22 protein-coding genes are annotated in these 22477 nt (G+C 63.7%); 13 read left to right on the top strand and 9 right to left on the bottom strand.

What is annotated here, in order from left to right; genetic code table 11:
• Positions 1–9: 9 nt before the first annotated feature.
• Positions 10–729 (bottom strand): protocatechuate 3,4-dioxygenase subunit beta, encoded by a 720-nt coding sequence (gene pcaH / locus ACGLHT_RS11370; RefSeq protein ID WP_003251597.1) that lies wholly within the window; start codon positions 727–729, stop codon positions 10–12.
• A gap of 226 nt (positions 730–955) precedes the next feature.
• Between pcaH and ACGLHT_RS11375 the strand changes: the two genes are divergently transcribed.
• Positions 956–1843, top strand: a complete 888-nt coding sequence (locus ACGLHT_RS11375; RefSeq protein ID WP_025340648.1) for a neutral zinc metallopeptidase — start codon at positions 956–958, stop codon at positions 1841–1843.
• A 334-nt stretch (positions 1844–2177) separates the two neighbouring features.
• Positions 2178–4097 carry a methyl-accepting chemotaxis protein gene (locus ACGLHT_RS11380; protein WP_274120963.1) on the top strand — a complete coding sequence of 640 codons (1920 nt, stop codon included), beginning with the start codon at positions 2178–2180 and terminating at the stop codon, positions 4095–4097.
• 130 nt (positions 4098–4227) lie between these two features.
• Here the strand turns inward: ACGLHT_RS11380 and ggt are convergent, their stop codons facing one another.
• The 3 genes from ggt to ACGLHT_RS11395 all read right to left on the bottom strand — a co-directional run bounded on the left by ggt (position 4228) and on the right by ACGLHT_RS11395 (position 7621).
• Entirely contained in the window at positions 4228–5895 is a 1668-nt protein-coding gene (ggt, locus tag ACGLHT_RS11385) for a gamma-glutamyltransferase (protein ID WP_274120962.1), read from the bottom strand.
• Between the two features lie 117 nt (positions 5896–6012).
• On the bottom strand, positions 6013–6909 hold the full coding sequence (locus ACGLHT_RS11390; protein WP_025340651.1) for a LysR family transcriptional regulator: 897 nt from the start codon (positions 6907–6909) through the stop codon (positions 6013–6015).
• Positions 6910–7030: 121 nt separating this feature from the next.
• Positions 7031–7621 (bottom strand): NAD(P)H-dependent oxidoreductase, encoded by a 591-nt coding sequence (locus ACGLHT_RS11395; RefSeq protein ID WP_274120961.1) that lies wholly within the window; start codon positions 7619–7621, stop codon positions 7031–7033.
• Positions 7622–7775: 154 nt separating this feature from the next.
• On the opposite strand from ACGLHT_RS11395, the gene ACGLHT_RS11400 reads away from it, so the two are divergent.
• The gene (locus ACGLHT_RS11400; RefSeq protein ID WP_003258316.1) at positions 7776–8090 is read left to right on the top strand and encodes a putative quinol monooxygenase; all 315 of its coding nucleotides are present in this window, start codon (positions 7776–7778) and stop codon (positions 8088–8090) included.
• Here the strand turns inward: ACGLHT_RS11400 and ACGLHT_RS11405 are convergent.
• Entirely contained in the window at positions 8080–8844 is a 765-nt protein-coding gene (locus tag ACGLHT_RS11405) for a sulfite exporter TauE/SafE family protein (RefSeq protein ID WP_137162419.1), read from the bottom strand. The genes ACGLHT_RS11400 and ACGLHT_RS11405 overlap by 11 nt on opposite strands.
• Positions 8845–8921: 77 nt before the next feature.
• Between ACGLHT_RS11405 and ACGLHT_RS11410 the strand changes: the two genes are divergently transcribed.
• The 7 genes from ACGLHT_RS11410 (at position 8922) to ACGLHT_RS11440 (ending at position 15875) form a co-directional block, all read left to right on the top strand.
• Positions 8922–9803, top strand: a complete 882-nt coding sequence (locus ACGLHT_RS11410; RefSeq protein ID WP_274079094.1) for a LysR substrate-binding domain-containing protein — start codon at positions 8922–8924, stop codon at positions 9801–9803.
• Between the two features lie 236 nt (positions 9804–10039).
• The gene (locus tag ACGLHT_RS11415) at positions 10040–10645 is read left to right on the top strand and encodes a CDP-alcohol phosphatidyltransferase family protein (RefSeq protein WP_085592989.1); all 606 of its coding nucleotides are present in this window, start codon (positions 10040–10042) and stop codon (positions 10643–10645) included.
• A 30-nt stretch (positions 10646–10675) separates the two neighbouring features.
• Positions 10676–12430: a bifunctional alpha/beta hydrolase/class I SAM-dependent methyltransferase gene (locus ACGLHT_RS11420; protein WP_137162420.1), complete on the top strand. Its 1755-nt coding sequence runs from the start codon at positions 10676–10678 to the stop codon at positions 12428–12430.
• A complete protein-coding gene (locus tag ACGLHT_RS11425; protein ID WP_137162421.1) occupies positions 12431–13879 on the top strand; it encodes a dual specificity protein phosphatase family protein in 1449 nt (482 codons plus the stop codon). It begins immediately after the preceding gene.
• On the top strand, positions 13876–14307 hold the full coding sequence (locus ACGLHT_RS11430; RefSeq protein WP_137162422.1) for a hypothetical protein: 432 nt from the start codon (positions 13876–13878) through the stop codon (positions 14305–14307). Before ACGLHT_RS11425 ends, ACGLHT_RS11430 begins: the two co-directional genes overlap by 4 nt.
• 10 nt (positions 14308–14317) lie before the next feature.
• The gene (locus ACGLHT_RS11435; RefSeq protein WP_025340660.1) at positions 14318–14941 is read left to right on the top strand and encodes a lysophospholipid acyltransferase family protein; all 624 of its coding nucleotides are present in this window, start codon (positions 14318–14320) and stop codon (positions 14939–14941) included.
• A gap of 1 nt (position 14942) precedes the next feature.
• On the top strand, positions 14943–15875 hold the full coding sequence (locus tag ACGLHT_RS11440) for a phosphatidate cytidylyltransferase (RefSeq protein WP_137162423.1): 933 nt from the start codon (positions 14943–14945) through the stop codon (positions 15873–15875).
• Positions 15876–15998: 123 nt separating this feature from the next.
• Here the strand turns inward: ACGLHT_RS11440 and ACGLHT_RS11445 are convergent, their stop codons facing one another.
• On the bottom strand, positions 15999–16274 hold the full coding sequence (locus ACGLHT_RS11445) for a metal/formaldehyde-sensitive transcriptional repressor (protein ID WP_003258414.1): 276 nt from the start codon (positions 16272–16274) through the stop codon (positions 15999–16001).
• A gap of 70 nt (positions 16275–16344) precedes the next feature.
• On the opposite strand from ACGLHT_RS11445, the gene dmeF reads away from it, so the two are divergent.
• Both dmeF and ACGLHT_RS11455 read left to right on the top strand, forming a co-directional pair.
• The gene (dmeF, locus tag ACGLHT_RS11450) at positions 16345–17286 is read left to right on the top strand and encodes a CDF family Co(II)/Ni(II) efflux transporter DmeF (RefSeq protein WP_137162424.1); all 942 of its coding nucleotides are present in this window, start codon (positions 16345–16347) and stop codon (positions 17284–17286) included.
• A gap of 96 nt (positions 17287–17382) precedes the next feature.
• Complete coding sequence (locus ACGLHT_RS11455; protein ID WP_003258412.1) at positions 17383–17727, top strand: cupin domain-containing protein; 345 nt, start codon at positions 17383–17385, stop codon at positions 17725–17727.
• Between the two features lie 150 nt (positions 17728–17877).
• On the opposite strand, the gene ACGLHT_RS11460 is transcribed toward ACGLHT_RS11455, so the two are convergent.
• The 3 genes from ACGLHT_RS11460 to ACGLHT_RS11470 all read right to left on the bottom strand — a co-directional run bounded on the left by ACGLHT_RS11460 (position 17878) and on the right by ACGLHT_RS11470 (position 21240).
• Complete coding sequence (locus ACGLHT_RS11460) at positions 17878–18600, bottom strand: CatB-related O-acetyltransferase (RefSeq protein WP_137162425.1); 723 nt, start codon at positions 18598–18600, stop codon at positions 17878–17880.
• Positions 18601–18815: 215 nt separating this feature from the next.
• On the bottom strand, positions 18816–19703 hold the full coding sequence (gene mmsB, locus ACGLHT_RS11465; protein WP_025340663.1) for a 3-hydroxyisobutyrate dehydrogenase: 888 nt from the start codon (positions 19701–19703) through the stop codon (positions 18816–18818).
• Positions 19704–19713: 10 nt separating this feature from the next.
• Positions 19714–21240 (bottom strand): CoA-acylating methylmalonate-semialdehyde dehydrogenase, encoded by a 1527-nt coding sequence (locus ACGLHT_RS11470; protein WP_274120960.1) that lies wholly within the window; start codon positions 21238–21240, stop codon positions 19714–19716.
• A 132-nt stretch (positions 21241–21372) separates the two neighbouring features.
• On the opposite strand from ACGLHT_RS11470, the gene ACGLHT_RS11475 reads away from it, so the two are divergent.
• Complete coding sequence (locus tag ACGLHT_RS11475; protein ID WP_025340665.1) at positions 21373–22323, top strand: LysR family transcriptional regulator; 951 nt, start codon at positions 21373–21375, stop codon at positions 22321–22323.
• The last annotated feature ends 154 nt before the right edge of the window (positions 22324–22477 follow it).

Raw genomic sequence — 22477 nt, forward strand, 5'->3', positions numbered from 1 at the left:
GCGGGGTCCTCAGCAGTTTTCGAAGTGGGTCTTGCGCTGGCCGCGCAGCACGATGTCGAAGCGGTAGGCCAGGCAGTCCATCGGGTTGGCGTTGCTCATGTCGAGCTTGGCGATCAACTGCTGCACGGCTTGCGGGTTGGCGATCGACTTGACGATCGGGCACATCGGGATCAGCGGGTCACCCTCGAAGTACAGCTGGGTGATCAGCTTGGTGGCGATCGACGGGCCGCTGATAGCGAAGTGGATGTGCGCCGGGCGCCAGTCGTTCGGGCCGTTGCGCCATGGGTACGGGCCCGGCTTGATGGTGCGGAAGCTGTAGTAGCCATCACGGTCGGTCAGGCAACGGCCGACGCCACCGAAGTTCGGGTCCAGCGGCGCCAGGTAGCGGTCGTTCTTGTGACGGTAACGGCCACCGGCGTTGGCCTGCCACATTTCCACCAGGGTATTCGGCACAGGCTTGCCGTACTGGTCGACGACACGGCCGGCGACGATGATGCGCTCGCCGATCGGCAAGCCGCCGTTGTTGAAGTTCAGCAGCAGGTCATGGTCATGGGCGCCGAAGCCCAGGTGGGAAAAGTCCGGGCCGGTGGTTTCGCTGATCGACTGCGGGATGCTGACCAGCGCCTGGCGCGGCGAGCGGGCAATGGACGTCTTGTAGTCAGGCGTAAGGGCTTTCGGGTGCCAGTTGCGATCACGGATCACGAAGCGGCTGTTGTCCTGGGCGGGCATGCCGGTTTCCTCTCTTGGAATTATGGAAATGCGCGGGGGGTTCTTTGAAACCCTGTCGCGGGCAAGCCCGCTCCCACATGCAGTTTCAGGCAGGTAGCGTGCAATGAATATTGAAATCAGCCACATCAAACATAACCATTTGGTTATGCATAAGCACCTTGGCCTGACACTCGTCGCCGTCGTGGACTAATCTTTGTCTTCTTGTTTCACGCTTCGGAGAGCATTCATGGATTGGCGAAAAGGCCGACGCAGCGACAATGTGGTCGATGCCCGAGGCGAAGGTGGTGGCGGCGGCATGCGTTTCGGCGGCGGCAAGGGGCTGGGGCTTGGTGCGGTGCTGCTGATTGTCGGCATTGGCTGGCTCACCGGCCAGGACCCGTTGCAGATTCTTGGCCAGCTCGCCGGCCAGATGGAGCAGCAACAACAGCAGGCCCCCAGCAGCGCGGGCGGCAAGGCCCCGCCGGCCAACGACCAGCAGGCCGAGTTCGTCGCCTCGATCCTGGGCGACACCGAAGACACCTGGAAAGCCCTGTTCGCCGAGGGCGGCAAGCAGTACCGCGACCCCAAGCTGGTGCTGTTCAGCGGCCAGGTCAATTCGGCCTGTGGCTTTGCCTCGGCGGCGGTGGGGCCGTTCTACTGCCCGGCAGACCAGCGGGTCTACCTGGACATGTCGTTCTTCCGCGAAATGGAAACCCGCTTCGCCGCCGCCGGCGACTTTGCCCAGGCCTACGTGATCGCCCACGAAATCGGCCATCACGTACAGACCCTGCTGGGCGTGTCGGCCAAGGTCGATGCCGCGCGTCGTAGTGGCCAGCGCATGGAAGGCGACAATGGCCTGCTGGTGCGCCAGGAGCTGCAGGCCGACTGCCTGGCCGGGGTATGGGCCTACCAGGCGCAGAAGCGCCTGAACTGGCTGGAACCGGGCGACGTCGAAGAGGCGCTGAACGCGGCCAATGCCATTGGCGATGACCGCCTGCAGCAGCAAGGCCGCGGGCGCGTGGTACCAGACTCGTTCACCCACGGCACCTCGGCGCAGCGGGTGCGCTGGTTCAAGGCCGGGTTTGCCGAGGGCGAAGTGAACCGCTGCGATACCTTCAGCGCGCGCAACCTTTGAATAGCTTCCAAAACCGACGCGATCCCTGTAGGAGCGGCTTTAGCCGCGAACACCGGCAAAGCCGGTGCCATCCACCGCGTCGCCTGCTTCGCGGGCACGCCCGCTCCCACAGGTAAATCGCTGCCCTTGAAGTTGGCGCTATCCCTGTGGGAGCGGGCATGCCCGCGAAGGGCTGCAGAGCAGCCCCAATCAAGCCAGTTACAAATCTGCTGAAAAAGCGTTTCAGCTTCCTCCATCACTGCCGATAACCCCTGCACGAATCAGCGGGCATCCAGAACAACAACGCCTGGCGATCGAAGATCAAGCGAGCGAAAACAACTTCTGGAGAGCGTGCATGAACAGCTGGTTCGCCAACATCAGCGTCAACCTCAAACTCGGCCTGGGCTTCGGCCTGGTCCTGATCCTCACCGGCCTGCTGGCCCTGACCGGCTGGACCAGCCTGGGCAGCCTGATCGACCGCAGCAACTGGATGGGTGATATCGGCCAGCTCAACAAGGACCTGACCGACCTGCGCATTGCCCGCCTGCAGTACATGATCGCCAACGGCGACGATGCCGCCGCCGCCAACACCCAGACCAAGCTGGACGTCTTCAGCAAGCAGCAGGCCTACCTGGCCAGCACCTTCAAGAGCCCGGAAAACATCAAGCTGCTGGGTGAACTGGGCGAGACCATCAGCGCCTACAAGGTGTCGCTGAACAAGATGCGCCAGGGCTACGACGCCACCCGCACCGCGCGCACGGCCATGGACGGTTCAGCCAGCCGCGCCGACCAGGCCATGGACGCCCTCAGCCAGGAAGTCATGGCGCGCCCCGAAGCCGACAGCGTGCGCCTGGCCCAGTACCAGCTGATCAGCAAGGCCCGCCAGCAACTGCTGCAGGTGCGCATCGACGTACGCGGCTACATTGCCGAAAACAGCGCTGCCAACGAGCAGGCCGCCCTGCGCCAGCTGGACGCCGCCCTGGCCGAAATCGACAACCTCAAGCGCCAGCTGCCGGCCGAAGACACGCGCCTGCAACAGTTCGAAGGCTCGGTGCTGGCCTACCGTGACGCCGTGCGCCAGTTCCGCGATGCGGTCGCCAACATCACCACTGCGCGCGCCGAAATGACCGTGCAGGGTGCGGACATCGTCAAGCGCAGCGACGCGCTGTACCAGATCCAGCTGCAGCGCCGCGACATCGAGAGCACCCAGGCCCGCAGCCTGCAGGCCATCGCCACGCTGCTGGCGCTGCTGGTCGGCGTGCTGGCGGCAGTGCTGATCACCCGGCAAATCACCCGCCCGCTGCGCGACACCATGGTGGCAGTGGAAAAGATCGCCAGCGGCGACCTCACCCAGCATCTGCGCGTCACCCGCCGTGACGAACTGGGCGTGCTGCAACAAGGCATCGCCCGCATGGGCACCACCTTGCGCGAACTGATCAGCGGCATCCGCGACGGCGTCACCCAGATCGCCAGCGCTGCCGAGGAACTGTCGGCGGTGACCGAGCAGACCAGCGCCGGCGCCAACAGCCAGAAGGTCGAGACCGACCAGGTAGCCACCGCCATGCACGAAATGGCCGCTACCGTTCAGGAAGTGGCGCGCAATGCCGAACAGGCCTCGCATGCCGCGACCGGTGCCGATGACGAAGCCCGTGCCGGCGACCGCGTGGTGGGCGAAGCAATTGGCCAGATCGAACGCCTGGCCGAGGACATGCACCGCTCCACCGAAGCCATGAACCTGCTGCAGCAGGAAAGCCAGAAGATCGGCAGCGTGATGGACGTGATCAAGTCGGTGGCCGAACAGACCAACCTGCTGGCGCTGAACGCAGCGATCGAGGCGGCGCGTGCCGGCGAGGCCGGGCGTGGTTTTGCCGTGGTGGCCGATGAAGTGCGCGGCCTGGCCCAGCGCACGCAGAAATCTACCGAAGAGATCGAAGAGCTGATCGCCAGCCTGCAGCATGGGACCCAGCAAGTAGCTACGGCCATGCACGGCAGCCGTACCCTGACCGACAGCAGCGTCGAGCTGGCGCGCAAGGCCGGGGCTTCGCTGGAGAGCATCACCAGCACGGTGTCGAGCATCCAGTCGATGAACCAGCAGATTGCCGCAGCGGCGGAACAGCAGAGTGCGGTGGCGGAGGAGATCAGCCGCAGCATCCTGAATGTGCGCGATGTGTCGGAGCAGACGGCGGCGGCCAGTGACGAGACGGCGGCGTCCAGCGTGGAGCTGGCGCGGTTGGGTGGGCAGTTGCAGACGTTGGTCAGCCAGTTCCGCGTCTGATCCTGGAATCTGGGGCCGCTTTGCGGCCCATCGCGACACAAGGCCGCTCCTACAAGGGACCGCGATCTCCTGTAGGAGCGGCCTTGTGTCGCGAAAGGAGGGTAAAGCCCTCCCAGCGATGGAACAGGTATTACTTGACGATCATCCCTACCCCACGCCCACGCGGATCCGAAGCGGTCTCCAGCTTCGTCCCATCAGCCCGGATCGCCTGGATATCCCCCATTTCCCAGCCCTGGTCCTCCAGCACATAACCCATCTTCTTCAGTTCATCAGCCACCTGCCCGGTCAGCGGCGCATAGCTGTCGAAGTAGATGGTGTCCTTGGGCAGCAACTGATGGTGCACGCGCTGCGCCGCCACCGCCTTGTCCAGCGGCATGTCGTAGTCGTACAGGTTGTTCATCACCTGGAAGATCGAGGTGAAGATCCGCGAGCCACCCGGGGTACCGATGACCAGCTCGACCTTGCCATCACGGGTCATCAGGCTGGGGCTCATGGACGACAGCATGCGCTTGCCCGGGGCGATGGCATTGGCATCGCCGCCAACCACACCAAAGGCGTTCGCCGCACCCGGCTTGGCGCTGAAATCGTCCATCTCGTCGTTGAGCAGGAAGCCGGCGCCTTTCACCACCACACCACTGCCGTAGTCGAGGTTGAGGGTGTAGGTGTTGCTGACCGCATTGCCCTGCTTGTCGACGATCGAGAAGTGCGTGGTCTGGTGCGGCTCCAGGCCCGGCTTGACCTTGTCGGTGTCGGAAATGGCCTTCGGGTTGACCTGCGCGGCGCGCTTGGCCAGGTAATCCTTGGCCACCAGCTGATCCACTGGCACTTTGGTGAAGGCCGGGTCGCCAAGGTAATCGGCGCGGTCGGCGAACACACGCTTCTCGATCTCGGCCAACAGGTGTATGTACTGCGCCGAGTTGTGCGCCACACCCTTGAAGTCCGCCGCGCGGTTTTCCTTGATGCCCAGCAGCTGGGCCAGGGCGACGCCACCGGAGCTTGGCGGTGGCGCGGTATACACCACGTTGCCACGCCAGCTCACAGCCATCGGCTCACGCCAAACGGCCTTGTAGTCCTTGAGGTCCTGTTTGGTGATCAGGCCCTTGTCGGCCTGCATCTGCGCCACCAGCAGGTCGGCGGTCTTGCCCTGGTAGAACTCGCTCACGCCCTTGTCGGCGATGCGTTCCAGGGTCTGGGCCATTTCCGGTTGCTTGAACAGCTCGCCGACCTTCATGTTGCCGAAGTAGTCGTTGAAATTGGTCGCGGTCTTGAACATGCCCTGGGCATCGTTGCGGTACTGGTACTGCTTTGCGGCCACCTTGAAGCCGTTTTTCGCATAGCCGATGGCTGGGGTCAGCAGCTCGCTCCAGGGCAGCTTGCCGAACTTCTGGTGCGCCTCCCACAACCCCATCACCGTGCCCGGTACGCCAGCAGCGCGTGCCCCGACCAGGCTGAGGTTCTCGATGACCTCACCCTTTTCGTCCAGGTACATGTTGCGCGTGGCGGCCTGGGGCGCGACTTCGCGGTAGTCGAGGAAGTAGGGTTTGCCGTCGACGAACAGGGTCATGAACCCGCCACCGCCGATGTTGCCGGCCTCGGGATAAGTCACCGCCAGGGTGAAAGCCGTGGCCACTGCCGCATCCACCGCGTTGCCGCCTTTCTTGAGGATGTCGGCGGCCACCTGTGCACCATATTGATCGGGCGCGGCCACCGCGCCGCCCTCAAGGTTGGCGGCATGAACCGAGGAACAGCTCAGGATCGCGGCTGCGAGAGCCAGGTACTGGAACGGAGCAATACGCATGACACTTCCTTGGTGTTGTTTTTGTTGAGCAGTCAGTAAGGCCGAAGCGCTTCGACTGTGCAATCAACCGCAGGAAGTTTCGCCGCCTGTGGGCAGGATCTGTCGCGTTCAGACAACTCAGCTGGCGTACATCGCCAACTTGCGCTGGATGAAATCGAGGAAGCACTGGATACGCAGCGCCAGCTGGGTGTTGCGGTAGTACACCGCATGGATCGGCTGGCGGTAGCCGTTATTGGCTTCGCTCAGCAGCACTTGCAGGCGCCCGGTGCGGATGTCCTCGTGGGTCATGAAGTGCGACAGGCTGACGATGCCCTCGCCGGCCAGCGCCAGTTGGCGCAAGGTCTCGCCGCTGGAGGCGATCAGCGCCGGGCGGATGCTCCAGCGGTCACCCTGGGCATGGCGCAGTGGCCAGTGGTTGAGCGATTCGGGCTGGCTGAAGCCAAGCAGGCAGTGGTTGGCCAGGTCCTCGACCCGCTGCGGCGTGCCGTGCTGCTCGAGGTAGGCCGGGCTGGCCAGCACCTGTACCGGGCTGCAACCCAGGCTGCGTGCGTGCAGGCTGGAGTCGGCCAGTTCACCGATGCGGATCGCCACATCGGTGCTCTGCTCCAGCAGGTCGATGATCAGGTCGTCGGTATTGAGTTCCAGTTCGATGCCAGGGTATTGGCGGCGGAACTCGCCGATCCACGGCAGGATGGCGTGCAGCATGAACGGCGCGGCGGCGTTGATGCGCAGGCGCCCGGTGGGGGTCTGGCGGTTCATCGACAGGCGCTCTTCCATCTCGTCCATCTGCTCCAGGATCAGCCGCGCGCGTTCGAGGAAGAAGCGGCCCTCCTCGGTCAGGTCCATGCGCCGAGTGGTGCGGTTGACCAGCGTGGTACCCAGCTTGCCCTCAAGGCGCGACAGGGTACGGCTGACGGCGGACGGGGTCTGGCCCATCTGCTCGGCAGCAGCGGAAATCGAGCCGCAGTCGATGACGGCGACGAATACCTGGAGTTCTTCGGATCGGGTTTTCACATCTGCGCCTGTGGTTGGTCTCTGCAGGGATTAGATAGCCGCTTGTCGAGGCCAAGTCCAGCGGTGCCTGTACGGGCCTCTTCGCGGGTTTACCCGCGAAGAGGCCAGCACAGGAAAAACCTTACTGTGCCTTGCCAAATACCTTGTCCAGATGCGCCTCATAGGCCGCCAAAGCAGCCGGCACATCCGGCCGCTTCATCACATCCACTGCCAGGAAAGTCGGCAGCCCGGTCATGCCGAGGAACTGGTTGGCCTTGTGGAACGGGAAGTACACCGCGTCCACCCCCTTGCCCTCGAAGAAATCGCTCGGGTCGTCGAATGCCTGCTGCGGTGCATTCCAGGTCAGCGAAAGCATGTACTGCTTGCCGTGCACCAGGCCTCCGCTGCCGTACTTCTGCGAGTAGTCCGCACGGGTACGGCCGTCGTTGGCATACAGGCTGCCGTGGCCTGCGGTGAACACCTCGTCGATGTACTTCTTCACGGTCCATGGCGCGCCCATCCACCAGCCGGGCATCTGGTAGATCACCACATCGGCCCAGAGGAACTTCTCCACCTCTTCCTGGGCGTCGTAGCCACCGTCGATGAAGGTCTGGCGCACATCGAAACCGGCCCGGTCCAGGTGAGCGATGGCCGCTTCGTGCAAGGTCGCGTTGAGGCGACCGTCGGAGTGAGCGAACTGTTTACCACCGTTGAGCAAAAGGATCTTCTTCATGCGGGCCTCGCGGAAAATTCAGGCCGGCAGGTTAGGGGCTCGCGGGCGCGGGATACAGTAATGCATAGGCAAAATACAATTGACCTGAAGTCACGAATGAACAATACATTATTGCCTTAGAATCGCATCACCTCCCATCAACGAGTAGCGACCCATGAGTGAGCAGTACGCCTTCATCCTCAAAGCCAAGACCCGCCCGGAAATGGCTGAAGCGTTCGAAACCCTGTTCCGCGCCTACGTCGAGCCAAGCCGCCAGGAGCCGGGCTGCATCGAGTACCACATGCTGCGCGACAAGCAGGACCCGAGCCTGTTCGTGTTCTTCGAGGTCTGGGCCGACAAGGCCGCGCTGGATGTGCATTCGGCCCTGCCGCACATGACAGCGTTCTTCGAAAAACGCATGGACTACCTGGAACGCGACTTCGACATCCAGATGATCGACATGCTCAGCGCATCAAGCGCTAACCGCTGATCAGCAAATGGCCGCCGAGTGCGGCCAGGCCGATGAAGAAGCAGCGTTTGAACAGCAGCGCGCTGATGCGCTGACGCAGCCACTGGCCGGCCAGCATGCCGAGCAAGGCCGGCGCCAGCATCAGCAGCGAAGCACCCAGTGCCTGGCCACCCAGGGCATCCTGCCCGGCAAGGCCAACGGCCAAGGCCAGGGTCGAAACCGTGAACGACAGGCCCAGGGCCTGGATCATCTGATCCCGACTCAAACCCAGGCTCTGCAGGTAGGGCACAGCCGGTATCACGAATACCCCGGTCGCCGCCGTGACCACGCCCGTGACCAGCCCGCAAAGCGGCGCCAGCCAAGGCTCCCGCCTCGGTGCCAGGCGCAGGCCCGGGCCGACCAGCCCGTAAAGCGCATACACCATCAAGGCCGCGCCCAGTGCATGTGCGGCCCAAGGGCCGCTGTTGATCCCCAGCCAGGCACTGCCCAGCAAGGTACCGACGAAGATCATCGCCAGCATCGGCCACAGGCGTGCCAGCAAACCCCGCAGGTGCCCACCGCTGGCCAGCTGCCACAGGTTGGTGAGGGTCGACGGCACGATCAGCAATGCCGCAGCCTGCGCTGGTGACATAGCCAGGCCCAGCAGGCCCATGGCGATTGTCGGCAGGCCGAGGCCGATCACGCCCTTCACCGCGCCGGCCAGCAGGAAGGTCAGTACCACCAGCAGCGACAGCGCTGGGCCAATGTTCTGGTAGAAAGCGAGCAAGGTATTCATGGGCCGATGATGGCGTGCGCCGGCCGGGGTGAAAATCTGCCATATACTCAGCCAGACTCTTGCCAGGACAGAGCCACATGCATTTCGACCTGATCGACCTCAGGCTGTTCCAGCACACCCTGGAGTGCGGCAACATCACCGCCGGTGCCAGCCGCAGCCATCTGTCGCTGGCAGCAGCCAGTGCGCGCATCCGCGCCATGGAGGCATCGCTGGGCATCCCTTTGCTGGAACGCAACCGCCGTGGCGTACAAGCAACTCCGGCCGGCCAGGCACTGCTGCAGCATGCCCGGCTGATATCGCAGCAGGTCGAGCGCCTACAGTTCGACCTGGGCCAGTACGCGCAAGGGCAGCAGGGCCAGGTGCGCCTGCTGTGCAACACGGCGGCACTCACGGAGTACCTGCCAGAGCTGCTGGCCGGCTACCTGGCTGAAAACCCTGGAGTCAGCGTGGACGTGCAGGAGTTGCCGAGCCTGCGCATCGTGCAGTCGATTACCCAGGGCATGGCAGACCTGGGCATCGTTTCGACCGCCGCACCCAGCGCGCACCTGCAGACCCGGCCGTTTCGCGAAGACCCGTTGGTCCTGGTGACGCCGCAGCGCCACCCGCTGGCCAACGAGGTCGCGCCGAGCTTCATCGATAGCCTGGCCCATGGCTATGTCGGCCTGGGGGCTGGCAGTGCACTGGCGTTGTACCTGGAAGAGCAGGCACTGCGCGAGGGGCGGCGCATGCGGGTTCGAGTGCGTGCCGAAGGGTTCGATGGCGTGATCCGCATGGTTGCGGGCGGGGCCGGGGTGGGGGTGGTGCCGCTGGCTGCGGTGAAACGTTGGCAAGGGGTATTGCCGTTGCACTGGGTGGCGCTGACGGAACCATGGGCCAATCGCCGGTTGCTGGTGTGTGCACGCGATTTTGCGGCATTGCCGGGGTATGCCGCAGGGTTGGTAACCACCCTCACCCGCTGACGCGATCAGTATATTGCCTGCACTGCGCATGATCTGAAGCCCATGCGGTCGATGTGGGAGCGGCCTTGCGTCGCGAAAGGGTCGCGAAGCGGCCCCAGATTTTCAGCGTTGCAGCAGAAATTGCCGGGGCTGCTGCGCAGCCCTTTCGCGACACAAGGCCGCTCCCACACAGTAAGTGCATTTTTTCGGCCGCTCGCACACAATCCTCCCATCGCACCACCGAAAAGGACTTCCCAGTGGCATCGATCTACCAGCTCAAACCGCGCTTCCAGGCCATGCTCCGCCCTGCTGTCCAGCGCCTCTACGACCGCGGTGTCACCGCCAACCAGGTCACCGTCGCCGCCGCCCTGCTGTCAATCCTGCTGGGCCTGCTGCTGGCCGCCCTGCCCCATCTCACCTGGCTGTTCATCCTGATTCCAGTCTGGATGCTGCTGCGCATGGCACTGAACGCCGTCGACGGCATGCTCGCCCGGGAGTTCGGCCAGCAATCCACTCTCGGCGCCTACCTCAACGAACTGTGCGACGTGATCGCCGATGCCGCGCTGTACCTGCCCTTCGCCCTGCTGGCGGGTGTATCGCCAACCTTGGTCGTACTCGTGGTGCTTAGCGCCACCTTCAGCGAATACGCCGGTGTCATGGGCCCGCTGGCCGGCGCCTCACGGCGCTACGACGGCCCCATGGGCAAGAGCGACCGGGCGTTCGCCTTCGGCGTGCTGGGTACCGGCGTCGCCTTCGGCGTGCTGAACGGCGCCTGGATCAACGGCTTGTTGCTGGTCATCCTCGCACTCTCGCTCTATACCCTCTACAACCGGGTTCGCCAGGGGCTGGCTGAAACCCGCTGAGCCCACTGCCGTCGTAAAAGGATGTCGACCATGCGCCAAGCGCAAGCGCTGCACTTCTCCACCCATGACGGCGTCGAGCTGCACTACCGTCACTGGCCTGCCACCCGTAACCAACACCAACCACGCCGGGCCGTGGTGATGTTCCACCGCGGCCACGAACACGGCGGGCGCATGGCCCACCTGGCCGATGAGCTGGACATGCCGGGCTACGATTTCTTCGCCTGGGATGCCCGTGGCCACGGCCAGTCGCCGGGCGCGCGCGGCGACAGCCCGGGGTTCGCCACCAGCGTGCGCGATGTGCAGACCTTCATCGAGCACATCCAGGCCCGCCATGGCATTGCCGAACAGGACCTGGTGGTGCTGGCGCAGAGCGTCGGGGCCGTGCTGGTCGCCACCTGGGCCCACGACTACGCGCCGAAGGTGCGCTGTCTGGTGCTGGCCTCGCCAGCGTTCAAGGTCAAGCTGTACGTGCCGTTCGCCCGCCCCGGCCTGAAACTGCTGAAGGCCCTGCGCGGCAACTTCTTCGTCAACAGCTACGTCAAGCCTCGCCTGCTCACCCACGACCCCGAACGGGTCATGTCGTATGTGGCCGACCCGCTGATCAGCCGGCCGATTTCGGTAACCATGTTGCTGGGCCTGTACGAAGCCGCCGACCGGGTGGTGGCGGATGCCCAGGCCATCCAGCTACCGACCCAGCTGCTGGTGTCCGGTGCCGACTTCGTGGTCGAACGCCAGCCGCAGGAACGCTTCTTCGAACGCCTGGGCAGTGCGCGCAAGGAAATGCACATCCTGCCAGGGTTCTTCCACGACACCCTTGGCGAGCGTGATCGGGCCCATGCCTTGCGGCGTATCGAGCGGTTCGTCGAACATTGCTTCGCCAGCCCCGCCGCCCTGCCGTCGCTGCTCGATGCCGACAAGACCGGCGCCAGCTGCGCCGAGGCCGAAAGCCTGGCCGCACCGCTGCCGCGCAACTCGCCCCGCGACCTTTACTGGCGTGCTACCCGTGCCGGGCTGCGGCTGGGCAAGGGGCTGTCCGAAGGTGTGAAGCTGGGTTTCGATACCGGTTTCGATTCGGGCAGTACCCTGGACTACGTGTACCGCAACCAGCCGACCGGCAAAGGCAAGCTCGGTCGCCTGATCGACCAGAACTACCTCGGCGCCATCGGCTGGCGTGGCATCCGCCAACGCAAGCTGCACGTAGAGGAACTGCTGCGCCTGGCCATCGCCCGCCTGCGCGAACAGCAGCGGCCGGTGCACATCGTCGATATCGCCGCCGGCCATGGCCGCTACATCCTCGAGGCCCTGCAGGGACTCGAACAACTGCCGGACTCGATCCTGCTGCGCGACTACAGCGAACTGAACGTGCAGCAAGGCAGCGCACTGATTGCCAAAAAGGGCCTGGCCGACATCGCCCGCTTCGTCCAGGGCGATGCCTTCGACCGCCAGAGCCTGGCCACCCTGGAACAACCACCGACCCTGGCCGTGGTCTCCGGCCTGTACGAACTGTTCGCCAGCAACCAGTTGGTAGGCAACTCGCTGGCCGGCCTGGCCGATGCGCTGGAAGATGGCGGTTACCTGGTCTACACCGGCCAGCCGTGGCACCCGCAACTGGAAATGATCGCCCGCGCCCTCACCAGCCATCGCGGCGGCGAGGCCTGGGTGATGCGCCGCCGCAGCCAGGCCGAAATGGACCAGCTGGTAGAGGCGGCGGGGTTCCGCAAGCTGGCCCAGCGCATCGATGAATGGGGCATTTTCAGCGTCAGCCTGGCACAACGGGTGCGCTGAATGAGCCCATCACGCGAGCCCGGGCTGATCCGCCGGGGCGTTTTCTGGCTTCTGCTGCTGGGGCCGCTGTTTTTCCTCAGCTACGGGCTGGCGAACAACCACACGGCCGGGCGCAGTGATGTCGGCAGCCTGGTGTTCGGCTGGGAAAGCCGCATGCCGTTGTGGCCGTGGACGATCATCCCGTACTGGTCGATCGACCTGCTCTACGGTTTGTCCTTCCTGCTGCCGCGCACGCGCCAGGAAATGGACCGGCACGCGCTGGCGCTGCTCACCGCGCAGCTGATCAGCGTCAGCTGCTTCCTGCTCTGGCCGCTGCGCTTCACCTTCGAGCGGCCGGAACTGGGCGGGGTGTTCGGCTGGATGTTCGATGTGCTGATGGGCTTCGACAAGCCGTTCAACCAGGCGCCTTCACTGCATATTGCCCTGCTGGTGATCATCTGGACGATGTTTGCCCGGCACGTGCAACGCCAGCCCTGGCGTTGGCTGATGCATGGCTGGATGGCACTGATCGGGGTGTCGGTGCTGACCACCTGGCAGCACCATTTCATCGACGTGCCGACCGGGGCATTGGCGGGGTTCGTCTGCGTATGGTTGTGGCCATATCGGGGGCAGCTGCCCTGGCAGCAGGTGCGCCTTGCGCGGGATGCAAAGCGTTGGCGGTTGGCGTTGTTCTATACAGTGGGTGGGCTGCTGTGCGCAGTGCCTGCCGTTGCGTTGGGCGGCGCCTGGCTGTGGTTGACCTGGCCGGCCGTGTCGCTGGCCTTGGTGGCGCTGAACTATGGCGTGCTCGGTGCAGGCGGGTTTCAGAAAGGCGCCGATGGGCGCTTGTCGAATGCGGCCAGCTGGCTGCTGGCGCCGTACTTGGTGGGGGCGTGGGTCAACTCGAGGTTGTGGACCTGGCGACACCCGCAGGCGGATGAAGTGTGTGATGGTGTCTACCTTGGACGGATTCCTGGGTGTGGCGCGCAGTTCGCTGCGGTAGTCGATTTGTGCGCAGAGCTACCGTGTCATGTTCAGGACAGCGCGGACAATTGTAGGAGCGGCCTTGTGTCGCGAAAGGGCTGCGAAGCGGCCCCAGCAATATCTGCTGCGAAGCTGAAAATCTGGGGCCGCTTCGCAGCCCTTTCGCGACACAAGGCCGCTCCTACACAGGTCGCGTCCGCCGTTGGCTACGCATGTTTTCCTACCCTGGACCTGATCGCCCCGGAAAGCCCATTGCTGCACCAGGCCGCCATCGCCATCGAACGCCTGCGCTCCCAAGGCCCGGTGCTGGTCTGTTGCGCCCTGGGCTATTCGCGCAGTGCCAGCGCCGTGGCCGCCTGGCTGGTGCTCACGGGCCGCTGCACTGATGCTCGCCAAGCCGAGGCGCTGATCCGCAAGGCCCGCCCCGGCGTGGTCCTGCACAGCGCACACCGCCAGGCCTTGCAACAGCTAGGGACACAACCATGACGCTGTACGTGGTGGCCAGCCTGCTGGGCCGTGGCAAACAACTGGAACGCCTGTCGGACGGCCTCACCCTGCTGGCCCTGGCCTACGGCCTGGCGCCCTTGCTGGGTGCAAAGTTGCAACCACTGGCCAGCCTGCTGTGCATTGCGCTGCTGGTACTAGGCGTGCTGCACAAGTACTGGGCCATTCGCGTGGCCCTGGATGCCGAACTGTTCGCCCGCCTCGCCGCCAGCCGCGACCTGGCGGCGGACACCCAGGCCCTGGACCACGCCCTGTTCGAGCTGAAGCTCAAACCGCAGGCCACCGATTCCCGCGCCTGGCCTGCACGCAGCCAGGCCGCGCTGGCCCTGTTACGCCGCCAGGCAGTGTGCCTGGGCCTGCAGCTGTCGCTGGCCTTGGCTACCCTGCTGACACTGCCTTTGAAGGGATGACTACCGATCCATGCTCGCCAACCTGACCGCCTACCTCATCACGTCCGCCGCCCGCCTGATCACCGGCGCCCGCGCCCTGTGGCTGGGCTGCACGCCGCTGCCGGTGCAACGCCTGTATTTCGCCAACCACAGCAGCCATGGCGACTTCGTACTGCTGTGGGCCTCGCTGCCGCAACCGCTGCGCAAGCGTACCCGTCCGGTAGCCGGCGCCGACTACTGGGCCAAGCCGGGCATTCGCGACTTTCTCATCCGCAAGGTCTTCAATGGTGTGCTGATCAACCGGCAACACAGCGCCGGCCAGGGCAGCCCGTTGCAGCCGATCCTCGAAGCCGTGGCCCAGGGCGACTCGCTGATCTTCTTCCCGGAGGGCACTCGCAATCTCGGCGACGAGCCGCTGATGCCGTTCAGGAGCGGGCTGTACCACCTGGCAGCAGCCAACCCCGAAGTCGAACTGGTGCCGGTATGGATCGCCAACCTCAACCGGGTGATGCCCAAGGGTCGCGCCCTGCCGCTGCCGTTGTTGTGCACATTGAGCTTTGGCGAGCCGCTGCACCTGCAGGCGGATGAAAGCAAGCAAGCCTTTCTCGAGCGGGCCAGCCAGGCCCTGCTGAACCTGGCCCCCAAGGATGCCTGAGATGGACGACAACACCCTTTCCCTGTTCGCCGGCATCGGCGCCCTGCTGCTGCTCGCCAGCGTGATCGGCCGCCTGCTCAAATGGCGCGCCGGCCCGGCACCGCACGCGGTGATCGACAACCTCAACGCCCGCATCAACGCCTGGTGGGTGATGGTACTGGTGATCGGCATCGCCTTCCTGTTCGGCAAGTACGGCGTGATCGTGCTGTTCTACGGCGTATCGTTCTATGCCTTGCGCGAGTTCATGACGCTCACCCCGACCCGGCGCAGCGACTACCCGGCACTGGTGGCGGCGTTCTACGTGGCGCTGCCGGTGCAGTACGTGCTGATCGCCATGGACTGGTACGGGTTGTTCAGCATCTTCATCCCGGTGTACCTGTTCCTGTTGCTGCCGATCCTGGCCAGCTTCGGCGGCGACACCACGCGCTTTCTCGAGCGCGCCTCGAAGGTGCAGTGGGGGCTGATGATCGCGGTGTACTGCGTGTCGTCGGTACCGGCATTGATGACCCTGGACATCCCGGGTTACGAGGGCCGCAACCTGCTGCTGATTGCCTGGCTGATCCTGGTGGTGCAGATCAGCGACGTGCTGCAGTACGTGTGCGGCAAGCTGTTCGGCAAGCACAAGGTAGCGCCCAACCTGTCACCATCCAAGACCGTCGAAGGCCTGGCCGGCGGCGTGGCACTGGCCACCCTGATCGGCGCCCTGCTGTGCTGGATCACCCCGTTCAGCTTCTGGCAGGCCGCGCTGATGGCGTTGGCAGTGAACGCCATGGGTTTCTTCGGCGGGTTGGTGATGTCGGCGATCAAGCGCGACCGTGGGGTGAAGGACTGGGGGCACATGATCGAAGGCCACGGCGGCATGCTCGACCGCATGGATTCGGTGTGCTTTGCCGCGCCGGTGTTCTTCCACTTTGTGCGGTACTGGTGGGCGTAATCATACCCCCTGGGGGTATAGGGGCCCCTGTAGGAGCGGCCTTGTGTCGCGAAAGGGCCGCAGAGCGGCCCCCGGACTCCAGCAGTGGTGCACAAATTGCTGGGACGTGCCTACCCACCTAATTCACTTGAGGTACGACCGCAACAACGTTGCCACCTTGTCCGCCTCGTCCTGCCGCTCCTCGGCACTCAGCCCGTCCGCCACCAGGTGTTCGCGGATATGCCCTTCCATCACTTCGGCCATCAGCCCGTTCACCGCACCGCGCACGGCGGCGATCTGCTGCAGTATCGCCAGGCAGTCCTTGTCCTGCTCCAGCGCTGTCTCCAGGGCGGCGGCCTGGCCTTTGATCTTGCGCACCCGGGTCAGCAGCTGCTTCTTGCTCTTCAGGGTATGTGCCATTGGGTTTCACACCATGCTAGGTATACTGGGGTATAGTATATTTCTCGACGTTCCGGGAGCATGATAAACCATGGCGACACAAACCTCAGACCGCTGGCAGCACAGCCACCAGTTCCATACCAGCAACCTGGGCGCCGAGCGCAAGACGCGCCTGGCCGTGTGGCTGACCGCGGTGATGATGGTGGCGGAAATTACCGGGGGCTGGTTCTTCAATTCCATGGCGTTGCTGGCCGACGGCTGGCACATGAGCTCCCACGCCCTGGCCCTGGGCCTGTCGCTGCTGGCCTATGCCGCCGCGCGGCGTTATGCCGGCGACCGGCGCTTTGCCTTCGGCACCTGGAAGATCGAGATTCTCGGTGGCTACTCCAGCGCCCTGCTGCTGCTGGGCGTGGCCGGGCTGATGGCATTCCAGTCGGTGGAGCGCCTGCTGGCACCGGGGCCGATCCATTATGACGAGGCGATCTTCATCGCCGCCGTGGGCCTGGCCGTCAACCTGATCTGCGCCTGGCTGCTGCGCGACGACCATCACCATCACGATCATCACCACCATGGCCACGACCATCACCATGACCACGGCCACCATCACCACGACCTGAACCTGCGCTCAGCCTACCTGCATGTGATGGCCGACGCCGCGACTTCGGTGCTGGCTATCGTCGCCCTGCTGGCCGGCAAGTACTGGGGCGCCGGCTGGCTCGACCCGGTCACGGGCCTGGTCGGTGCGCTGCTGGTGGCGCTGTGGGCCCGCGGGCTGCTGCGCGATACCGGGCGGGTGCTGCTGGATGCGGAGATGGACGCGCCGGTAGTGGAAGAAATCCGCGCGGTGGTCGCGCAGCTGCCGGTGCCGGCCAGTATCACCGACCTGCACGTGTGGCGCGTGGGCAAGGACCAGTACGCCTGCATTCTCGGCCTGGCCGCCCGGGCCGAACTCAGCGCCGACAGCGTGCGCCAGGCCTTGGGCGTACACGAGGAACTGGCGCACATCACCGTCGAGGTCAACCGCCTGACATAGCGCGACCAGACAGCTGGACGTCGAGCCCAGGCAACTGCGGCTCGGCCGATGGCCCTATGGTGACGAGTCATTCAGCCAGTCACCAGGAGTTGTGCCATGTCCGATTTCATCACCGTCCTGCGCGAAACCTGCCCGACGCCGGTCGTGGACGCCACCAAGTGGAAGCGCATCGGCGGCGATCCGCACACCGTCAACCTCAACGCCTATCTGTCGGCCGACGGCAGCAAGATCATGGGCACCTGGATCTGCACCCCGGGCAAGTTCGAGGTCAACTACGAGAAGTGGGAGTTCTGCCACTTCCTCGATGGCTACTGCATCATCACCCCGGAAGGCGAAGAGCCGAAGCACCTGAAAGCGGGTGATGTGTTCGTGATCGAACCGGGGATGAAAGGTACCTGGGAAGTGGTCGAGACCGTGCGCAAGTACTTTGTCTTTGCTTGATTCATAAGCGGACTTTGCCTGGTCATGTGGGATGCGCAAAAAGTCCCACATGACGCCGCTCAGGTTCAAGCATGATGATCAAAGGGGCCGCGGGTCGAATAAAATATCCTGCTGCAAGTATAACAGTGGCTTTTGGCGCATCGCCCTCGACTAGGAGTGGTCACTCTTCAAAGGTTTCACACCCTTCCGAGAAAGACAAACGACTCTGTAGTTGACTTTGTTTCGCGAGGTACGATCTTCGATAGCCCTCAGGAAACTTTCCGGGTCTGCCAGATTCAACTCTTTCAAGGTAGCGGTATCCAAATCCCACCACTCGCTGTCCATGAGCCTGGCAATGATGTCTTCAGCATGTCGATACTTGATGACTTTTGCCGGATTCCCACCCACGATCGCATACGGCGGCACATCACGCGACACCAAAGCCTGGGTCGCGATGATGGCTCCGGTCCCGACTTTCACGCCTGCAAGGATAGTGGCTCCGGCGCCAATCCATACGTCGTGACCTATCTGGGCAAGCGCTTCATCAGCTTGGTACTCCAGATTTCCTCCATCTTCATACTGAAATGGATGGGTACTTACCCAGGAGGATGGGTGTGTGTGTTTCTCTTGACCAATGACACAATCGGAGCCAATGGAGCAGAATCGACCTATGGAAGATACAAATGAAAGATGGGTACCACTTCTAATATAGGTGTAAGCACCAATCCCAACTTGGGAAGATCGGATTTTTATATGGCCCAGCTGAACATATTCCTCTAGATCAGCACTGGCATATTTACTGAATGTTGATGGCCCGGCAGCAATCTTACCCCCGTGAGACCTGACTATTCGCTTGTAACGAGCGGTTTTGATTGACTCTATTATCTTGAACATGAAGATGGCTCGGGTTTCCCTATCTGGAAACTATAGCAAATTGACATCTTAGGTTGAAGATGCTTGTTGCCTGTGCAAATGTCAGTAAACCCATCACAATACGTGGAATAAATCTGGCCGCCCGCCGGCAAAAAAAATCGCGGATCAGACGCCCTTCCCTCTGGTGCGCAGTTACAGAGGGAAGGCCGCCTGGCCCGCGATGAAGTCCTCGCTCGTCAATCTTTCTTGCGGTAACCCTCGACGATCGCCGAGAAGTCCTTGCCACCCTCGCCGCGCAGGCTCATGGCCTGGTATAGCTGCTGGGCCACAGCCCCCAGGATCACCGGTTGATGCGCCTGGCGTGCAGCCTCGGTGGCCAGCCCCAGGTCCTTGAGCATCAGCTCGGCGCCAAAGCCTCCGGTATAGCCACGCGATGCCGGCGCGGTTTCGATGATGCCCGGCCATGGGTTGTAGGTGTCCGAGCTCCAGCAACGCCCGGTCGAACTGTTGATGATGCCGGCCAGCACCTTGGTGTCGATGCCCAGCGCATTGCCCAGGGCCATGGCCTCGGACACGCCGATCATCGAGATGCCCAGCAGCAGGTTGTTGCAGATCTTGGCGATCTGCCCTGTGCCCACTTCACCGCAGTGCACGATGTTGCGGCCCATCTGCTCCAGTACCGGCTTGAGGGTGGCGAACAGCTCGGTGCTGGCACCGACCATGAAGGTCAGGGTGCCTGCCGCCGCGCCGCCGGTGCCGCCGGACACCGGCGCATCGCCCATGTCCACGCCCTTGGCCGCTGCGGCCTTGGACACATCACGCGCAGTCTGCGGGTCGATGGTGCTGCAATCCACGGTCGGCGTGCCGGGGCGAATGCCGGCCAGCACGCCGTCTTCGTTCAGGTACACGCTGCGCACATGGGCAGCAGCCGGCAGCATGGTGATCACCAGCTCGCTGTTGGCCGCCGCGTCCTTTGGCGAAGGGCTGATCTGCCCGCCCAGTTCTGCCAGCTCGGCCAGCACGGCCTTGTTCAGGTCGAACAGGTTCAGTTGGTGCCCGGCCTTGATCAGGTTGCGGGCCATGGGTGCGCCCATGTTGCCGAGCCCGATGAATGCGATACGCATGACTCTCTCCTTAGCGCAGGCTGATGGTGGTGTTCACACCGTCGTTGACGCTGTCGTCATCGAACCAGCGGGCGGTGACGGTCTTGGTCTGAGTGTAGAACTGCACCACTTGCTTGCCGTACGGGCCGAGGTCGCCGAGCTTGGAGCCACGCGAACCGGTGAAGCTGAAGAACGGTACCGGGACCGGGATCGGGATGTTGATGCCGACCTGGCCGATGTCGATTTCGCTCTGGAACTTGCGCGCTGCCGCGCCGCTCTGGGTGAACAGGCCGGTGCCGTTGCCGAACGGGTTGGCGTTGACCAGGGCGATGGCCTCGTCGAGGGTATCGACTTCCAGGGTCACCAGCACCGGGCCGAAGATTTCCTGGGTGTAAACCTGCATGTCGGTCTTCACGCCCGAAAACAGGGTCGGGCCGATGAAGTTGCCTTGCTCGTAGCCCGGCACCGTGACGTCACGGCCGTCGAGTTCCAGCTTGGCGCCTTCCTTGATGCCACTTTCGATCAGGCCCAGCACACGCTCCTTGGCGCGCTTGGAAACCACCGGGCCCACATCGGTGCCTGGCTCGCAACCGGCATTGACCTTGAGCTTGCTGGCCGCGTCCTTGATATCCGGCAGCCATTCGCGGGCCTTGCCCACCAACACCGCCACCGAGGTGGCCATGCAGCGTTGGCCTGCTGCACCGAAGGCGGCGCCGACCAAGGCGTTGACGGTTTGCGTGCGGTTGGCATCGGGCAGCACCACCGCGTGGTTCTTCGCGCCCATCATCGACTGCACGCGCTTGCCGTGCTGGCTGCCCAGGTTGTACACGTGGGTGCCCACTTCGGTGGAGCCGACGAAGGAAATCGCCTTGATGTCCTGGTGGGTGCAAATGGCATCCACCACTTGCTTGCCGCCATGCACCACGTTGAGCACGCCAGCCGGTATGCCGGCTTCCAGCGCCAGTTCGACCAGCAGCATGGTCGACAGCGGGTCTTGCTCGGACGGTTTGAGCACGAAGGTGTTGCCGCAGACGATGGCCATGGGGAACATCCACAGCGGGATCATCGCCGGGAAGTTGAACGGTGTGATGCCGGCGCATACGCCGATCGGCTGGCGCAGGGTATAGGTATCGACGCCGCCGGCAACGTTCTCGGCGAATTCGCCCATCTGCAGGGTGCCGATGGAGGCGGCGTGCTCGACCACTTCCAGACCGCGGAAGATATCGCCTTCGGCGTCGGCCAGGGTCTTGCCCTGCTCGGCACTGAGGACCTGGGCGATGCGTTTGGTGTTTTCGCGGATCAGCGCCTGCAGCTTGAGCATGATGCGCATGCGCGCGCCGATCGGCGTGTTACGCCAGGTCTGGAAAGCGCGGTGGGCAGCGGCGACGGCCACGTCGACTTCTTCGACGGTGGCGAACGGTACGCGCGCCAGCACCTCTTGGGTGGCCGGGTTGACGATGTCGCGCCATTCGGTGGTCGTGGACTCGACCCATTGGCCGTCGATCAGCAGCTTGACCTGCTCGATTTTGGTCTGGTTAGGGGATTGCGGTGCGTTCATCTGCGTTCTCCTTGGAATTATTGTCGGGACGAGATCGCCATTGCCGGGCAAACGCGAGGTGGCGTCCTGAGGCTTGTTTCGAGTATAGATGTGCAAACATCCAACAAGAACGCACAAAAAAACCGGATCATCATGCAAAAAGACCTCACATCCCTGAGCGCGCTCAACTGGGACGACCTGAAGTTCTTCCTTGAAGTGGCGCGTACGCGCAAGGCCAGCAGCGCCGCCAAGCGCCTGAGCGTGGACTACACCACGGTGTCGCGGCGCATCAGTTCGCTGGAGGGGGCGCTGGGCACCTTGCTGTTCGAGAAATCCCGGACCAACGGCTTTGTCCTCACCGCCGAGGGCCAGCGCCTGCTGGGCTATGCCGAGTCGATCGAGAGCACGCTGCACATGGCCTGCGAGCAGGTGTCCGGGTCGGGCGTGGCGTTGTCGGGGCATGTGCGCATGGGCTGCACCGAAGGCTTCGGCAGCTTCTTCGTCACCCCGCAGCTAAGCCACTTCGTCGATGCCTACCCGGCGATTTCGGTGGATATCCTGCCGCTGCCGCACTTCATCAGCCTGTCCAAGCGCGAGGCAGACATCGTCATTGCCCTGGAGCGGCCGGAGCATGGGCCTTATGTGTGCTGCAAGCTGTGCGACTACCGCTTGCGGCTGTACGCGACCCAGGGCTACCTGGACAGCCATGCACCGATCAACCAGATCGCGGACCTGGCCAGGCACCCGTTCATCAGCTACGTGGACGACCTGGCGTTCAGTTCGGAGCTGCTGTACCTGGCCAACCTGATCCCCAGCGCCAGCGCGCATTTGCGCAGTACCAGCGTGATTGCGCAGTACACGGCAGCGTTGCAGGGGCGTGGGCTGGCGATCTTGCCATGCTTCCTGGCTGCGCAGGATCCGCGGCTGGTGACGGTGTTGCCGGAAGAGATCGAGGTGACACGACAGTTCTGGATGTATTGCCGGGAGGATTTGCGCAAGTTGAAGCGGATTACCCTGCTGTGGGATTACATTCGCGGGGTGACGGAGGCGAATGCGCCGCTGTTGATGGGTGAGACCCGGGAGATGCGGTTTGCTCAGGAATAAGGGGGCTGCGTTGCAGCCCATCGCCGGCAAGCCAGCTCCCACGGGTGCAGCGTTGATCTCGAGGTTGTCGCTGTACCTGTAATCGATGGACTCGCCCCCGCCGAGGCATCACAGTGCCACGGTGGCGTTCTAAGAAGCCAACGGCAGCGAGGGC

The organism is Pseudomonas sp. PsB (assembly GCF_043658375.1).
Lineage (GTDB): Bacteria > Pseudomonadota > Gammaproteobacteria > Pseudomonadales > Pseudomonadaceae > Aquipseudomonas > Aquipseudomonas putida_Z.

Bases quoted from the DNA above. Each gene is read 5' to 3' on its own strand.
- pcaH (WP_003251597.1), bottom strand. From the start codon at position 729: ATGCCCGCCCAGGACAACAGCCGCTTCGTGATCCGTGATCGCAACTGG.
- ACGLHT_RS11375 (WP_025340648.1), top strand. From the start codon at position 956: ATGGATTGGCGAAAAGGCCGACGCAGCGACAATGTGGTCGATGCCCGA.
- ACGLHT_RS11380 (WP_274120963.1), top strand. From the start codon at position 2,178: ATGAACAGCTGGTTCGCCAACATCAGCGTCAACCTCAAACTCGGCCTG.
- ggt (WP_274120962.1), bottom strand. From the start codon at position 5,895: ATGCGTATTGCTCCGTTCCAGTACCTGGCTCTCGCAGCCGCGATCCTG.
- ACGLHT_RS11395 (WP_274120961.1), bottom strand. From the start codon at position 7,621: ATGAAGAAGATCCTTTTGCTCAACGGTGGTAAACAGTTCGCTCACTCC.
- ACGLHT_RS11400 (WP_003258316.1), top strand. From the start codon at position 7,776: ATGAGTGAGCAGTACGCCTTCATCCTCAAAGCCAAGACCCGCCCGGAA.
- ACGLHT_RS11405 (WP_137162419.1), bottom strand. From the start codon at position 8,844: ATGAATACCTTGCTCGCTTTCTACCAGAACATTGGCCCAGCGCTGTCG.
- ACGLHT_RS11410 (WP_274079094.1), top strand. From the start codon at position 8,922: ATGCATTTCGACCTGATCGACCTCAGGCTGTTCCAGCACACCCTGGAG.
- ACGLHT_RS11420 (WP_137162420.1), top strand. From the start codon at position 10,676: ATGCGCCAAGCGCAAGCGCTGCACTTCTCCACCCATGACGGCGTCGAG.
- ACGLHT_RS11425 (WP_137162421.1), top strand. From the start codon at position 12,431: ATGAGCCCATCACGCGAGCCCGGGCTGATCCGCCGGGGCGTTTTCTGG.
- ACGLHT_RS11430 (WP_137162422.1), top strand. From the start codon at position 13,876: ATGACGCTGTACGTGGTGGCCAGCCTGCTGGGCCGTGGCAAACAACTG.
- ACGLHT_RS11435 (WP_025340660.1), top strand. From the start codon at position 14,318: ATGCTCGCCAACCTGACCGCCTACCTCATCACGTCCGCCGCCCGCCTG.
- ACGLHT_RS11440 (WP_137162423.1), top strand. From the start codon at position 14,943: ATGGACGACAACACCCTTTCCCTGTTCGCCGGCATCGGCGCCCTGCTG.
- ACGLHT_RS11445 (WP_003258414.1), bottom strand. From the start codon at position 16,274: ATGGCACATACCCTGAAGAGCAAGAAGCAGCTGCTGACCCGGGTGCGC.
- dmeF (WP_137162424.1), top strand. From the start codon at position 16,345: ATGGCGACACAAACCTCAGACCGCTGGCAGCACAGCCACCAGTTCCAT.
- ACGLHT_RS11455 (WP_003258412.1), top strand. From the start codon at position 17,383: ATGTCCGATTTCATCACCGTCCTGCGCGAAACCTGCCCGACGCCGGTC.
- ACGLHT_RS11460 (WP_137162425.1), bottom strand. From the start codon at position 18,600: ATGTTCAAGATAATAGAGTCAATCAAAACCGCTCGTTACAAGCGAATA.
- mmsB (WP_025340663.1), bottom strand. From the start codon at position 19,703: ATGCGTATCGCATTCATCGGGCTCGGCAACATGGGCGCACCCATGGCC.
- ACGLHT_RS11470 (WP_274120960.1), bottom strand. From the start codon at position 21,240: ATGAACGCACCGCAATCCCCTAACCAGACCAAAATCGAGCAGGTCAAG.
- ACGLHT_RS11475 (WP_025340665.1), top strand. From the start codon at position 21,373: ATGCAAAAAGACCTCACATCCCTGAGCGCGCTCAACTGGGACGACCTG.